This window comes from Thermodesulfobacteriota bacterium, from assembly GCA_036482575.1.
GTDB lineage: Bacteria > Desulfobacterota > GWC2-55-46 > GWC2-55-46 > JAUVFY01 > JAZGJJ01.
This window is the reverse complement of sequence record JAZGJJ010000051.1, coordinates 1-13,122: the sequence shown is the minus strand read 5'-3', so window position 1 is coordinate 13,122 and position 13,122 is coordinate 1. Positions and strand designations below refer to the sequence as shown.

16 protein-coding genes are annotated in these 13,122 nt (G+C 59.2%); all 16 read right to left on the bottom strand.

The window, feature by feature from the left end:
• On the bottom strand, positions 1–586 hold a 586-nt coding region (locus V3W31_02430; protein MEE9613794.1), incomplete at its 3' end, for an SPOR domain-containing protein.
• Entirely contained in the window at positions 583–1,941 is a 1,359-nt protein-coding gene (gene pilQ, locus V3W31_02425) for a type IV pilus secretin PilQ (protein ID MEE9613793.1), read from the bottom strand. The genes pilQ and V3W31_02430, both read right to left, overlap by 4 nt.
• Before the next feature lie 5 nt (positions 1,942–1,946).
• Positions 1,947–2,318, bottom strand: a complete 372-nt coding sequence (locus V3W31_02420) for a hypothetical protein (GenBank protein MEE9613792.1) — start codon at positions 2,316–2,318, stop codon at positions 1,947–1,949.
• Positions 2,319–2,328: 10 nt separating this feature from the next.
• Complete coding sequence (gene pilO / locus V3W31_02415; GenBank protein MEE9613791.1) at positions 2,329–2,928, bottom strand: type 4a pilus biogenesis protein PilO; 600 nt, start codon at positions 2,926–2,928, stop codon at positions 2,329–2,331.
• Positions 2,929–2,949: 21 nt separating this feature from the next.
• On the bottom strand, positions 2,950–3,552 hold the full coding sequence (locus V3W31_02410) for a PilN domain-containing protein (protein ID MEE9613790.1): 603 nt from the start codon (positions 3,550–3,552) through the stop codon (positions 2,950–2,952).
• Positions 3,549–4,583 carry a type IV pilus assembly protein PilM gene (gene pilM / locus V3W31_02405; GenBank protein MEE9613789.1) on the bottom strand — a complete coding sequence of 345 codons (1,035 nt, stop codon included), beginning with the start codon at positions 4,581–4,583 and terminating at the stop codon, positions 3,549–3,551. The genes V3W31_02410 and pilM overlap by 4 nt, the downstream gene beginning before the upstream one ends.
• Complete coding sequence (locus V3W31_02400; GenBank protein ID MEE9613788.1) at positions 4,583–5,341, bottom strand: tetratricopeptide repeat protein; 759 nt, start codon at positions 5,339–5,341, stop codon at positions 4,583–4,585. The genes pilM and V3W31_02400 overlap by 1 nt, the downstream gene beginning before the upstream one ends.
• A 1-nt stretch (position 5,342) precedes the next feature.
• Complete coding sequence (locus V3W31_02395) at positions 5,343–6,248, bottom strand: AAA family ATPase (GenBank protein MEE9613787.1); 906 nt, start codon at positions 6,246–6,248, stop codon at positions 5,343–5,345.
• 1 nt (position 6,249) lies between these two features.
• On the bottom strand, positions 6,250–6,525 hold the full coding sequence (locus tag V3W31_02390) for a MerR family transcriptional regulator (protein ID MEE9613786.1): 276 nt from the start codon (positions 6,523–6,525) through the stop codon (positions 6,250–6,252).
• Positions 6,526–6,739: 214 nt separating this feature from the next.
• On the bottom strand, positions 6,740–9,196 hold the full coding sequence (locus tag V3W31_02385) for an Ig-like domain-containing protein (protein MEE9613785.1): 2,457 nt from the start codon (positions 9,194–9,196) through the stop codon (positions 6,740–6,742).
• Between the two features lie 11 nt (positions 9,197–9,207).
• The gene (locus tag V3W31_02380) at positions 9,208–9,954 is read right to left on the bottom strand and encodes a hypothetical protein (GenBank protein MEE9613784.1); all 747 of its coding nucleotides are present in this window, start codon (positions 9,952–9,954) and stop codon (positions 9,208–9,210) included.
• Positions 9,951–10,469 carry a prepilin-type N-terminal cleavage/methylation domain-containing protein gene (locus tag V3W31_02375; GenBank protein ID MEE9613783.1) on the bottom strand — a complete coding sequence of 173 codons (519 nt, stop codon included), beginning with the start codon at positions 10,467–10,469 and terminating at the stop codon, positions 9,951–9,953. Before V3W31_02375 ends, V3W31_02380 begins: the two co-directional genes overlap by 4 nt.
• Before the next feature lie 164 nt (positions 10,470–10,633).
• The gene (locus V3W31_02370; GenBank protein MEE9613782.1) at positions 10,634–11,095 is read right to left on the bottom strand and encodes a type II secretion system protein; all 462 of its coding nucleotides are present in this window, start codon (positions 11,093–11,095) and stop codon (positions 10,634–10,636) included.
• Positions 11,096–11,106: 11 nt separating this feature from the next.
• Positions 11,107–11,658 carry a prepilin-type N-terminal cleavage/methylation domain-containing protein gene (locus tag V3W31_02365; protein ID MEE9613781.1) on the bottom strand — a complete coding sequence of 184 codons (552 nt, stop codon included), beginning with the start codon at positions 11,656–11,658 and terminating at the stop codon, positions 11,107–11,109.
• A 35-nt stretch (positions 11,659–11,693) separates the two neighbouring features.
• Positions 11,694–11,912 carry a hypothetical protein gene (locus tag V3W31_02360; GenBank protein MEE9613780.1) on the bottom strand — a complete coding sequence of 73 codons (219 nt, stop codon included), beginning with the start codon at positions 11,910–11,912 and terminating at the stop codon, positions 11,694–11,696.
• A 240-nt stretch (positions 11,913–12,152) separates the two neighbouring features.
• Positions 12,153–13,122: hypothetical protein (locus tag V3W31_02355; protein MEE9613779.1), on the bottom strand; the 970-nt coding region annotated here is incomplete at its 5' end.

Here is a 13,122-nt window from a genome sequence, read left to right as displayed (position 1 = left end):
ATTTACGATATTTGTTTGCCTCGGCAGCCGAGGGCTTGACTATCCAGGCGCTTGTCGTCCCGAACTTTTCGGATATCCTCTTCCCTGCCCTCCCGGCCTCATCCTTGGTGGCGTAGAAGCCGGTCCTGAGCCTGTGCCACTTCCGGCCGTCTTTTATGAACTCGGTGGTGTAGGCATTATAGCCCGCCTTACGGAGTTTGTCCCTGAGTTTATTGGCTTCGTTCGCGCTGATAAAAGATGCCACGTTTACGGCCCAGGGCTTCTTTGCCGGGGCTACGGCCGTCTTGGCGGTCTTTTTGGGGGCCGGCTCAGGCGGCGCCGGCTTGGGCTTTTCAGGTGTTTTGGCTATTGGTTCGGGTTTTACCGGCTCCGGTTTTGCTGGTACCGGCTCGGCGGGCGCGGGCTTTGCCGGAGCCGGTTTTGCAGGAGTCGGCTGTGTGGGTGTCGGCCCCGGAGGCACCTCTATCTTTATCCTTTTCGATACGAGCTGGGGCTCGGCGGGGGGCGTCTCTTGGCCGAGGTACAGATACGCCCCCGCCCCCGCAAGAGCTACAACCAGCAGAGCCGCTAAGAGCTTCGTCCTCAATTGCCCACCTCCTTATCGGTGTCGTATTTTACTATCCTAGGGGTTATAAAGACCAGAAGCTCTTCATTCTGGGTGTTTTTAAGGTTGCTCTTGAAGAGCCATCCCAGCACGGGGATATTTCCAAGAAGCGGCACGGCATCATTAGCCTCGGTGGAGGTGCTCTTGTAGAGCCCCCCTATGACCGCCGTCTCTCCGTCCTTGATGATGATCTTCGTGGTAGCGCTCTTCTCCGAGATCCCGGGTATCCCGTCCACGGTACGCGAGAAGTCGGGGTCGTCTTTTTCAGTGTGTATTTCCATTTGTATGTAGCCGTCGTCGGATATCCTGGGCGTTACTTCAAGGTCTATGCCGGTCTCTATCTCCTCCACCCCTTCACCAGTGTTGTACCCCGACGTATTTCCACGCACGGTACCAGTGCCCGTGCCCTGGCCGAGGACGACCGACTGGGGTGTTTTGACCCTGATGGTCAGGCCGCTGTGGATTGTCGCCGTCTCGTTGTTCAGGGCGGATATCCTGGGCCGGGAGATTATCCTAAGCTGCCCCTTCCTCTCGGCGGCCGATAGCTCAATGTCCAGAATGAGGTTATCCGAGATGCTTCCCACTATAAGTCCCACCCCCGCGGTGGGGGCGACGGCCGGCAGGTTTACGGCATAGTTCCTGCCCGTAAGCGAGTTGGGAAGGAGCGGGCTGCCCCCTATGGTGTCCCTTCCGGAGGAGTATCTTCCTCCCCACTGCACCCCGAGTTCCCTTGCGAAGTTGGTGTTGGCCTCCACTATCCTGGCCTCTATAATGACCTGCGCCGTACGGACGTCGAGGGTCTCGAGGAGCGTGGTGATATCGTCGATGCTGTCCTCTATATCCCGGATGATGATGCTGTTGACCCTGGTGTCGGCCGATATGCTGCCCCTTCCGCTCAGCATGGACTGTACCTGCGCGACCACCTTTTTCGGGTCGGCGTAGTTAAGCCGCACCACCCGGGTCTCTATCTCGTCGAGCTCGTCCCCTACACGTCCGATATCCTCTTTTTTACCCACCCAGAGCACGTTATTGCGTATAGCGTAGCCCAGGCCGTTGGCCCTCAGCGTTACCTCCATCGCGTCCTTGAAGCCTATGTCACTGAAGCTCAGGGTGACATAGCCCTCCACGCCCTTTCCTATTATTATGTTGAGTCCGCCCTGCTGGGCAAGGGCCCTCAAGACGTCCCGTATATCGGCATCCCTCACCTCTATGGTAAAGAGCTTTTTTCCCCCGGCGAGCTTGTTTTCGACGTCGGAATTGGCCGCATGCAGAGGGTCCAGGGCCAGGAAGGCGAGAAGGAGCACCAGGGCGGTTGCGGCTATTTTAGGGTATCTCATACGCATTATCTCTGAAGCCCTGGGATATCGACCAGTTCCAGCCGGGTTTTTTCGCCGTTACCAAGGAGTATAACATGACTCTTTCGTATATCAATAATTTTTTGGTCCCCTATGACGCTTCCTATGTATACGATTTTATTGTCGATAATCGCCGACGGGTTTTCGGAGTTATAGAATATGCCCAGGAGGTTCATCTCCGGCGCCTCCACGTCCTTGCTTGGGGGCACAAACGGGTCCCTGCCCCAGGAGACGGACGGCTTCTCGGTGGGTGGCAGTTCGCCGACGATGGAAAGGGCCTCGGAGGCGGCGGCCCTTCCCGGTTCAAGCCCCAGAAGCACGAAGGCCACAAGGTGGAGTATATGTTTTTTATGTTGCATCTCTCTATCTCTACGGTCCGTTCAGGACATAGGCGCTCAGGTATAGCTTTATCGAGACGAGCCCCCGGGTGTTGCCCTTCGAGTCGATGATGAAGTTGTCGATATCCATGACCCTGTCCAGCTTGCCGATCCTGTCAAGGTAGTTGGCGAAGGGTTTGTATTTGGAGTCCAGATCTATCTGGAAAGGCACCCTCGTGTACTCGCCCCTGTCTTCGATCGACAGCGGTTTGACCGCGGTTACCTTGACCCCCTTCAGCCCGTTGCGTGTTATATCCGCCAGTAGTTCCGAGAGGTTCTTCTCCGTGGGCAGTTTTCTTTTCAACTCTTCGACCCTGTCCTCTATGCGCCTTATATTGACCGCCGTCTGTTCGAGCTTGATCTTCAAGGGTCCCGTAGTTTGTATCTCCGTCTTAATCCGTGCGATATCGGAGTTGACCTCGGACGCTTTGATGCCCAGGCTCCTTTCCTCCACGGTGTTGTCCTTATAGACGCTCACATAGAGAAGGAGGGTAAAGGACAGGAGTATGAGTGCCGCCAGGATTTCCTTGCGGAACTCGTTCAAGGACTCCATGTTCAGTCCGCCCAGTGCGTTTGAAAGTCCCTCGCTCACGGCGTATACCTCCGCAGTTCCTCAGTCATATATTATGTCCTCCACCTTCTTCAGTTTTGCTACGGCTTCGAAGTCGTAGAGCGCCCGTCCCTTGAACTCCCTCTTCTGGGAGTAGGATAGGCCTATGTCATGGAAGTAGGGCGAGTTCTCGATCACGAAGACGAAGTCCGCGACCGCGGTGTTGGATATCGCGGTCCCGATAAAGCGCACTTCCTTGTCGCCCCCCTTCCCGTCCGCATCGGCCGTGGCAAGCCCCCGGAGCCATACCTCTTTGGGGATGCTGAGGCTCAGCACTTTCATGACGGCGAGCCACGATATGCGGCCCGAGACGAGCGAGGATATTATATCGAGCCTGCGCTTCAGGGCCGCCTCCTTCTTCCGTACGGCGTTTATCTGCCTTACGAGCCCGGGGTACTCGGTATTCCTCGCGCTGAGGGTCGTTCTTTGCGCCTCCAGGCTTTCAAGTTCGGCTTCTCTCCCGGCTATGCGCTGGCCCTGGTACAGGTAAACCCCGGCAAGGGCGGCGAGGTAGATGAGCGCCATACAGCCGAGCACGAACCTCACCCGCCTGAGGCGCCACCCCCTCTTTATCTCGTCCGGTATCAGATTTATTCCTTCGGTCAAAGCGCGTCCTTTCTGGTGGCAAGCCCGGCCGCGACACTCAGGTACGGGGCGATGGTCCCGAGCCCCTCCAGGTCGAAGCCCGACGGTATCTCAACGTTCCTCAGGGGGTCGTCTACATAGCAGGGTGTGCCCGTGAGTTCCGAGAGGTAGTGGTCCAACCCCTTCAGGGCCGCCGTCCCCCCCGAGAGGAAGAGTTTTTCCACGGCACCCTCACGGAACTGGGCGTGGTAGTAATCGAACGACCTGGTTATCTCCGAGCCGAGGCCCTCTATATAGTCGGTCAATATGTTTTTCACCCTGGCGTCCTTTCCGTCTTCCGCCTCTCCCAACCCCTGGGCGCGTTTGTCGGCCTCCGCCTCCTGTTCGCTTTCATCGAGGCCGTTCGCAACGGCGAGTGTCATGGCGTCTCCCCCGTACGGGAGGTCTCTTACGAAGCGCAGGTGGCCGTCCTTCATGACTACCAGAGTGCTCTGGAACGTGCCCACGTCGAGCATCGCGTAGTTGACGCCGGTCTCCCACTCGTTGTTCATGTCGAAGGAGGCAAGGAGTGCGGTGGGCAGCACGTCTACCACCCTTACATCGAGGGAGGCCTTTTTGAACGTGGCCATCGTGCGTTCCACGGCGTTTTTTTCCACGGCAAAGGCGATAAGCGAGAGCTTGCCGTCCACGGTCTTCCCGGTGTTGACGTAGTCGGCTACAAGCTCGCTCGCCGCGAAGTCGACGTCCTTGCGCAACTCCCACCTTACGGCCTCTTTAAGGTCTTTCGGCGGCATCTCAGGGAGGTTGAGGTGCCTGAAGACGACCGAGGAGCCTCCGACGAAAGTCGCCACCCGGCATCCCCGCAGCCGCTGTTCTTTAATGGTATCGGCAATGATGCCTGAACTCTCCGTCACGCCCTCCGGTATCTTTACGCAGGAAGCGTTCTTGAGCGAGTATTTTTTCCGCTTTCCCTTGCCGCCTCCGAGCCTCACGATTTTTATCGAATGGGCGCCCACGTCCACCCCGACAAGGTTATCCCGGGATGAGAACATTACCCTCGCCTTCCCCTGGAGATGAGCAGCGCCCTCAGGCGTTTTACTTTCGTGCGGACCTCTTTTAGAAGCAATTTGTCCGGGCCGCCCAGGACGACGTACTTCTCGTAGTGCGAGACCGCCTCCGAGAGCCTCCCGCGTTTTTCAAGGGCTATGGCCGTATTGAGGTGCGGTTCAGCGTAGGAGGGGTCCAGCCTCGCGGCCTCGGCGAAGAGTTTTAGCGCCTTCGCGGTCTTGCCCCGGCTTTCGAGGACGGAGCCGTAGTTGTTGAGCGCCTGGGGGTAGTCGGCCCTGAGCTCCATGGCCTTGCCGAGCGACCCCTCGGCGCCTGTGGCGTCACCGAGCTTCAGGTAGGCGAGCGCGAGGTTGTTGTGGAGTGTGGGGTCTTCCGGCCGGAGGCTTATCCCGGCCTTGAACTCTTCTGCGGCTTCCTTGTAGTTGCCGAGCTTGAAGAAGTGCACCCCTTCGGCGTTATGGTCTTTCCCGGCCGGGCCGGGGGTCGTGGCCGCTGGTGCCGGTACGGCTGCGGCAGGCAGCCCCCCTGTCCCCTGTCTTTCCACGTCCACTTCCGAAACGCCGCCGAGGCTCCCCATTAACTTAAGGGCGACAACGGGCACAAGAACGGCCATTAACACTGCGGCGAGCAGCAGACCCCGCCGGTTGGAAGAGGGTTTCCCCGCCCCGGGTAGGCTCTCCCTGTGCCTGACGTCGTGGGGTGCGGCCTCCAGTTTTTTAAGTGCCTGGTGTATAAGGCTCATGCTATTGCCTCACGCGCTGCTTTTGCTGAGACCTGTCCGCGGACGAGAAAAGGCGCCCCAGGAACGACGACCTCGACTGCGGCTCGGCCGGGGACAGCAGCCCCTCCGTCCTCATCTCGTCGATAGCGCTCGCCACGACCCTTTCGTCGATGGTCCTTTTGCTCTGGACGAAGGCCGCGGTAAGCGCCCTGTCGCAGGTTATGTTTATGAGGCGCGGCACTCCCCCGCTCCCTTCGAATATAAGCCGGAAGGCCTGAGGGGAAAACTTTACCGTCCCCCTCCCCCCCGCCGTGAAGATGCGGTTCTGGATATAGCCCTCGGTCTCCTCCATGTCCAGGGGTTCGAGGTGGTACCTTACGATTATCCTCTGGTTCAACTGGCGGAGCTCCGGCATCCTGAGCTTTTCCTTCAACTCCGGCTGCCCGACGAGTACTATCTGCAGGAGCTTTTCCGTGTGCGTCTCGAGGTTGGAGAGGAGCCTTACCATCTCGAGCGTTTTAGCGTTCAGGTTCTGCGCCTCGTCCACTATGATAACGGCGTTGCCCCCTTTTGCGGTCACCTCGAGGAGGAACTCGTTCAGGCGGTCGAGGTGCGGCTTTACGGAGTGCCTGTCCACATCAAGGCCGAAGTCCCCGTTTATGGTCACCAGGAGCCCCAGGGCGGACAAGAGCGGGTTCAGCACCAGCGCGCTCTCGGTCGTCCCGGGCAGCCTGTCGAGGATGGCACGGCAGAGAGTGGTCTTGCCCGTACCCACCTCGCCGGTGAGGAGCAGGAACCCCTTCTTGTCGTTTATCCCGAAGGTAAGGAGGTCCATGGCCTCGCGGTGTTTCTTGCTGAGGTAGAGGAAGCCGGGGTCCGGTGTTATGTGGAAGGGTCTTTCCTTCAGGTAGAAGAACTTTTCGTACATATCAACCACCCCCCCGCGCTGTTTTTTTCCGGCCGGAGTTCCGTTTGGTGGATGCCTTGATATCTTCCCTGGCCTTTTCGTAGGCCGTCTTGTGCTTGAAACCCGCCGTCAGGTACTTCCAGAGGAGTTCCACCATCCGGAGGTCCTTCTTGGTGTACTCCCTTGTCTCGAGATCCCCGGACGCTATCCTCTTGGGCTTTATGTAGCCCTTCTGCTCGAGGTAGTAGAGCTTGTGTCTGGGGATGCCTACTTTATCCAGGATCTGCGACGTCTTCATCTTGACTCTTACCTCCCTCCCGAAGCTTACGCCGGACTATCCGGCATAAATATACATATGGATTGATATATATATTGCAATATGGATATAGTTATGAATATATTTTTCTACACCGCATATGTCCCGAATATAGCCGATTCAGGGAGGCGTGTCAAGGGAAAAAAACAGCAGGGGAATGAAGGCCGGGGAAGGAAAAAAATGGAAAAAAAGAGGGTCAGTACGTCTCGTGCCAATCGATGACGTCGATGTCCACGGCGGTGGGGCAGGTCTCGCCGCTGTCCACGGTTATGTAGTCGTATACCGGGTCGCCGGAGGAGAAGGTGCCCGTGTACCCCACCCCCGCGTCCAGGGTAAGGGTCGGGTAGCACTGAATGTCGGCGGATGCTATGGCGCCCGAGTTGAAGGTAAGCGTCGCCTGGGTGGTGCCGTCGGCGAGGACGGTAACGGTCCCCCCGGGCCAGCCGAAGCTGTCGCTCCCGAACTCAAGCGTTGCGTCGGTTATGTCGAGGTCTGTGTCGCCACAGTTTATAAGGTTGAGCTCCAGCGTTACCGTATCCCCGTTGGACACGTCTGGAGGGCTCGTTCCGCCTAACGCGTCCACGAACGTCGCGCCAACGTAGACGAGGTTCCCCCCGGTTATGCCCGAGAAGGCGGGCGAGACGGTCTGCGGGTCCTCGGCGTTCAGGTATATCGCGTTTATCAAGGCGTCCACGTCCGTCTGCGAGCACGGGGAGGTCAGGGTTACCGTGGCTACGCCGTTCGTGTCGGTGGTGGCCGAGGAAGCCGAGAGGCTGCCCGCGGTGGTGGTGAATGTTATGATCACGTCCGTTACCGGAGTCCCGTTACGCGTGAGCGTGGCCGTGAGCGTGTACTGGCTCGCGGCGTCGGCGTCTATGGGGGCGGCCGGAGAGTAGGTAAGGACCATCACGAAGGACGATATGACCACCGTTGAGTCCACCGAGGCGTTGTTGTTCTTCTTGTCGGTTATCACCAGCGGGAAGGTGTAGGGTGTGTCGGACACCACGGGCGGTATGCTCGAAAAGGTTATGTAGAAGGTCCTCGACCCGCCCACCGGGATGTTGTCCGGGCCAGACGGGCTCGTGAAGGTGACGTTCGTGCCGTCGTAGCTCGCGTTCCAGCCCGGGGAGCTGGACGAGGAGTAGGTCCAGCCCGCGGGCAGCGGTATGTAGACCTCCTTTACCGTCTCCCCTCCCCTGTTATGGAGCGTCCACTCCACCTGGAGGTTCGTGGTGCCGGTGGCGACCACGTCCGGGTCGACCACCACAGCGTAGAGCGTGATCCTTCCGGCCTCCGACGTGCTCGTGTTGGTGGTTACCGGTGCCGCCGCCTCGGCGTAGCCCTCGAAGAAGTAGGTGTCTCCGGCGCCGCCGTTTATTGTGTAGGTCCATGTGAAGGTGCCGCTCCCCCCGGATGTGAGGATAAATATCTTCGCCGGTGTCGGGCCGGAGACGAGGGTGGCCGTGGCCGTGCCGCCCGTGGTGAGGGTCGGTTGTATGTTGCCCAGCGCGGAGTTCCCGTTGTTGGCGACGGTCATTGTAACTGTGACCGTCTGGCCGTCCACCACCGCCAGAGGAGAGACCTCGACTATGGCGGTAAAATCCCCTATGATGACCGGGTTGGAGTTTCCCATCTTTGAGGTCGCATCCCCGGTCGAGTCCTCGGCGGCCGAGCTGAAGTAGAGCGTGGCCGAGGAGTCGGCCGTATATGTCCAGGTTATGACCGCCGACGTGTTGGGGTCGAGCGTAAAGGGGCTTATTTCATAGGTGGGCCCGGTCGAGTTCGAGACTGCGGCGGTGGAGTTCCTATTATAGATCGTGGTGCCGTCCGCGTGAAAGGAAGATGTGGGGGTGCCGGGGTCAAGTGTGAAAGAGATGGCATCGATTGCCGTATAATCCGGCTCGTCTGCGTCCAGCCGGACGGTCCCGCTCCCGGGGAAAGAGGCCGTGGAATCGACGTTAAACGTGCCCACCCCCGAGAGGTGCAGCCCCGCGAGCGAGGTCAGGCCGTAGAGGTAGGCCACCGGCGGGTCCGTAACGGCGGTTATGAGCGACTGGGTGGCGATCGAGCGGTTCGAGACCTGCATGGTTAGCGTAATGGTGTCGCCTATTCCCACGGTAGCGGGCGTGGCGAAGAGGTCAATGGCCAGCGAGCGCCTGTCCCATGATGGAAGGGAGTTCGTAAGCGTGAACTCGTCCCCGCACGTGTCCGCGTCCTTGGCCTGGACCGATAGTATTTCGTCGGTCATGTCCTGAACGTCCGAGCCTATGATGCCGCCCGAGGGGCCGGTAAGGATGAGCGTGAAGACGTCGGTATCGCCGGGCGCGATGCCGCCTGTGGCCCTTGCGATGCATATCGTATCGGTGCTCATGGACTTTACCTCCCAGCCGGAGATGGGGTTGGTGGCCTGGTCTATTTCGTATACCGAGCTGTCGATGACGATCCGGAGCGAGCGGATGTCCTTGGTCGAGCTCGCGCTGTTCGTAACGAGGAACGGCAGGTCGGCCGAGGTGTCCCCCATGGTGACCTCCGTACCGGTGGGCAGCTCGAGGGTGAACTCGGCCAGAGGCGGGGCGGCCGGAGCCCGGGTAACCGTAAGGAGCAGAAGGCAGGCCGGCAGCAACAGAAAGCAGGAAAATTTTTTGAAAGACAATTTATTATCTCCTATGGACATTCACCTACCCTGCAGAACGCCTTGAAGACCTCCCTGTAGGCGTCGTTGACGTTGCCGAGAGCGATGACGGCCCTGCTGTCGCTCGCGCCGAATACGGGCATGGTCGACGTATTATCCGGGTGGGCTATTCTGAGCTCGTACTGCGAGGCCGTGGCGTTGCCCGTCACCCCCACATACAAGTCGTAGTCCATGCCCACGACTGCCGAGGTCATCCGGTACCTTAATATCACGGCGTTGGCCAGGGTGGTCTTCGATACCGGGGTCACTGCGGTGGTGCAGATGTTGTCGCTGTAGAGGTTCGCGTCGAGGGTGTTGGAGTTCAAGGCCGGGTCCCACCGAAGCGTCACGTATATCGTCCTCGCGTCGTTGGCCCCGCCGCCCTCTATCGAACTCGTAAAGGACTCGCACGCCGTGGGGGTCAGGCTCTCGTCCCTTACCTCGTAGTGCAGCACCTCCACGTCCACCGTGCCGTCGCCGAGCGCCTTGCCGCTGTAGCCGTCGTTCCATGCCCATTCGGTGCTTGCCGGCGACTGCTTCAGGTGCCCTATGGCCGCCTCGGCCCCGCCCTCGGCCACGTAGAGCGCCCTCGTGGAGTCGTACTCCCGGAGCGAGACCTCCGTGCCGGTCGTAAATAGCGAGACGAATATCAGCCCGAGGAAGGTTATGACCGCCATTATAAAGACGACGGCCATGACCGACATGCCGCGCTCCCCCCTTATACTACCCGTCCCTATCATCTAAAACTCCTCGGGTGGACCCTTACCCTGAAGTTGAGTGTCTGTCCCTTTTTCGAAAGGGTGAGCGTCGCCCTTATCGACCATACGTCGCCGACCGAGGCCGCGTCCCCGTCGGAGGTGTCAAGGTAGTCGAAGTCTAACCCCGTCACGTTATCGGCGAGCACGGTCTCGGTCAATCCCTCGGTTAGCTTCAGGCTCCCGGAGGTGAACTGGAGGCGTCTCGTCTCGTAGTTTACGTTCTCGAATGCGAAGTCAGTATCCGTATAGGTAGTAATCTCTCCTGTGGGGGTGCAGGCGATACCGGATGTGGTGCATCCGACAAGCCTTATCTCCCTTGCCATCCTCTCAATGGCGAGCCTTCCCTCGGCCGTAAGCTCCCTCCTTACGTCCATATCTCCGAAAGACCTTGCCCCCTGGAGTATGATCATGGCCGCCACCGTGGCGATAATGGCCATGAGCACGATGACCATGACTATCTCTATCACGGTGAAGCCGCTGTCTTTTCTCTTTATCATAATCTTTAGCAGGGTGCGGGAAAAGTCTTTTTTTCAAGAAAACGGTCATTCCTGCGGAAGCAGGAATCCAGTCTTTTCATTCTTGTTCCCCTCTTTCGTGGGGACGGCGTCTGGACTCCCGCTTTCGCGGGAGTGACAGAACTATTGGGTTTTTCCGCACCATTTTAGTGGTCCGATACCACGGTTACGAGGCTCACGCTCCCCCCTCCCCCTTTGCTCCAGGAGACCGTGACCGTAATCCTCTTTGCGTTTATGTCCGAGTCCGTACAGTCGGGTATGGTGCCGGAGGAGGCGTCCAGGTCGGCCTCGGCCACGCAGAAGACGTCCACCTCGCTCGTGAAGTCGTCCATGGGGGCCGAGAACGCGGCCGACGCCTCGGACACCACCCCGCTAAAACTCGTATTCTTCTCGGAGAGCACTTCCTCCACCTTGTCTTCGGCGAGCTCGACCGCCTGGACCGTAATGACCTGCCCGCCGCTACCGGCGATGCTGAAGAAGTAGATGAGGATGCCCGAGCCCAGGATGGCCAGGAGCACGATGATCATTATCGTTTCGATCAGAGTGAAGCCCGAGGCGGGTGTCGATATCGATGTAGGCTTCGGGGTCGGTTTTAAGTTCTCTGTCATCCTGGTCCCCCCTACTGGACCGTCACCTTCCCGGTGGCGGGGGTCACGGTTATGGTGGCGGTCTCGCCGGAGGCGGTGAGGGTCAGGGACGCGGGGGCGGTAAGCTTCCCCCCGCTGCCGTACGGGGCGCCGAAGGTGTCGAACTCAAGGTAGCTGTCGCCGAAGCCCCCGGGGGTTATCTCAATGCCGGCGTATTCGCCGGAGTTAAGCTGTACGCTGAAGGAGTTTTCCCCGGTGGAGGGGTTCTTGACACTCTCGCCCGCCTCCCCCCAGTCGTCGTCGTTGTCCGCGTCGTTTACGATGGTATAGGTGTCGGTGCCCGTGTCGAATTCCATCCTGTATCGGAAAGAGGGGTTGGGGATTGAAGAGGGGGTGGGGAGCTTGTGCCTGGCCATTGCCAGTGCCTGGGCGTAGCGGATGTCGTCCCCGAGCTTCCTGGCCGCGGCCCCGAGGTTAACGGTCGCCCCGCCCTTGAATATCATGGGAGAGAGCACTGCGGCGAGTATGGCCACCAGCACGATGGCCATGATGAGCTCTATCAGGCTGAAACCCGACCTCTTCATAGGCATGGCGCCGTTGCGGTCGTTCCGTGGCCCTTTCAGCCCTTTGCGGCTATATAGTAGGCGACAAAGAAGAAGAGGAGGCTCGCTATGATGAGGCTCAGTCCCACCCCCATGCGGTAGGTGAAGGCCCCATCCTCGAGGTTCGCCACGAGGCGGCTGCACCCCTCGTTCAGCTCGCGCAACTTGTCCGGAGAGACGAGGAAAAGCACTCCGACCGTCAGTGCAAGTACTCCTATGGCTAAGAAAAGTGACATAAAGGTCCTCCGCTTTGTGTTTGATGTGCTTGTCCTTTGGCCCGATGCAGTACGTGTGATACCCTACTTATTCTTATATCCCAGCTTTCGGCATCAGTCAAGTGGAGATTCCAGTAGGTAGCGTAAGGTGTTGTGTGTAAATAAGCTTTCTTCCTTCATACCCGGTGCCACTAACGGCCGTTCAGAAAGTGAAGCACCATCATGGTGCCGGGTATCGACGTGCCGATGCCGTGCTGTGGCTCAGCGTCTCATGAGGGCGTCGAGCCTCCGTTTGGCCATGTGGTTATCCGGGTCCAGCACGAGCGCCCTTTTAAAGGCACTCATGGCCTGAAACTTAAGGCCTCTATTAAGGTACAGGATGCCCATACCGGTATAGGCCTCACTCGAGGCGGGGTCCATGGACATGGCCGCCGTAAGCTCCCGCCGCGCCCTCCTATCTTCGGAGAGCAGCGCATATGTAATGCCCAGGTTGGCGTGCAACACCGGCTCGCCCGGCTTGAGCCTCACCGCCTCTTCGAAGGCGAGCAACGCCTCGCGGAGCTCCTCCGGCTGCAGGCGGCTTAACTCCTCTATCTTCAAGATGGTCCCGCCTATGCCGTTATACGCGAGGGCGTCTCCGGACAGGTCGTAGACGAATATGGAGTAGCCTATCCTGGCCGCCGGTTCCCTTTTTTTGAGCCAGTCGAAGGTGTGCTTGTCGGGCATATAGACCGCCTGGAGGTTGGTCGCGCTTACCGCCAGAAAGCGGGGTACGCCGCTGCGTTTGTACTTGCAGGCCCTCAGGGTCCCCATGAGCTCCCTGCAGCCTATGCCGTAATAGGCGGGGTCGGCCGTCCCGAAGTAGCTCAGGTACACCTCCTCCACGCCGTTCTTATCCATATATTTTTTGAGTCTCTTCAAGTCCTGCCCCCAGTCGAGGTTGGAGTCCACGAGGTAGCGGTAGCCCCTGTCGGGACCGACGAATTCGTTGAAGTAGGCGAGGTAGCTCGGGAAGATGGATAGTGTTGAGACCGCATACCACACGGAAAACGTCGCGAACGCGGCCTTCGCAATGACCGGCCGGCCGAACCGGAGGGTTATGACGCTGCTCGCCAGGACTATCAAAAACGGGTAGGCCGGCAGTATGTGCCGGAGCCCGATGTTGAGGCTGCTCCTCAAGGTCAACACGGCTATGAGCGCGAGGGGGACGAGAAGAAAGTACTCTCCCCCC

Coding starts and splice junctions, on each gene's coding strand:
- V3W31_02390 (MEE9613786.1), bottom strand. CDS start 6,525: ATGAAGACGTCGCAGATCCTGGATAAAGTAGGCATCCCCAGACACAAG.
- V3W31_02420 (MEE9613792.1), bottom strand. CDS start 2,318: ATGCAACATAAAAAACATATACTCCACCTTGTGGCCTTCGTGCTTCTG.
- V3W31_02380 (MEE9613784.1), bottom strand. CDS start 9,954: ATGATAGGGACGGGTAGTATAAGGGGGGAGCGCGGCATGTCGGTCATG.
- pilM (MEE9613789.1), bottom strand. CDS start 4,583: ATGTTCTCATCCCGGGATAACCTTGTCGGGGTGGACGTGGGCGCCCAT.
- V3W31_02400 (MEE9613788.1), bottom strand. CDS start 5,341: ATGAGCCTTATACACCAGGCACTTAAAAAACTGGAGGCCGCACCCCAC.
- V3W31_02395 (MEE9613787.1), bottom strand. CDS start 6,248: ATGTACGAAAAGTTCTTCTACCTGAAGGAAAGACCCTTCCACATAACA.
- V3W31_02360 (MEE9613780.1), bottom strand. CDS start 11,912: ATGTCACTTTTCTTAGCCATAGGAGTACTTGCACTGACGGTCGGAGTG.
- V3W31_02365 (MEE9613781.1), bottom strand. CDS start 11,658: ATGAAGAGGTCGGGTTTCAGCCTGATAGAGCTCATCATGGCCATCGTG.
- pilQ (MEE9613793.1), bottom strand. CDS start 1,941: ATGAGATACCCTAAAATAGCCGCAACCGCCCTGGTGCTCCTTCTCGCC.
- V3W31_02370 (MEE9613782.1), bottom strand. CDS start 11,095: ATGACAGAGAACTTAAAACCGACCCCGAAGCCTACATCGATATCGACA.
- V3W31_02375 (MEE9613783.1), bottom strand. CDS start 10,469: ATGATAAAGAGAAAAGACAGCGGCTTCACCGTGATAGAGATAGTCATG.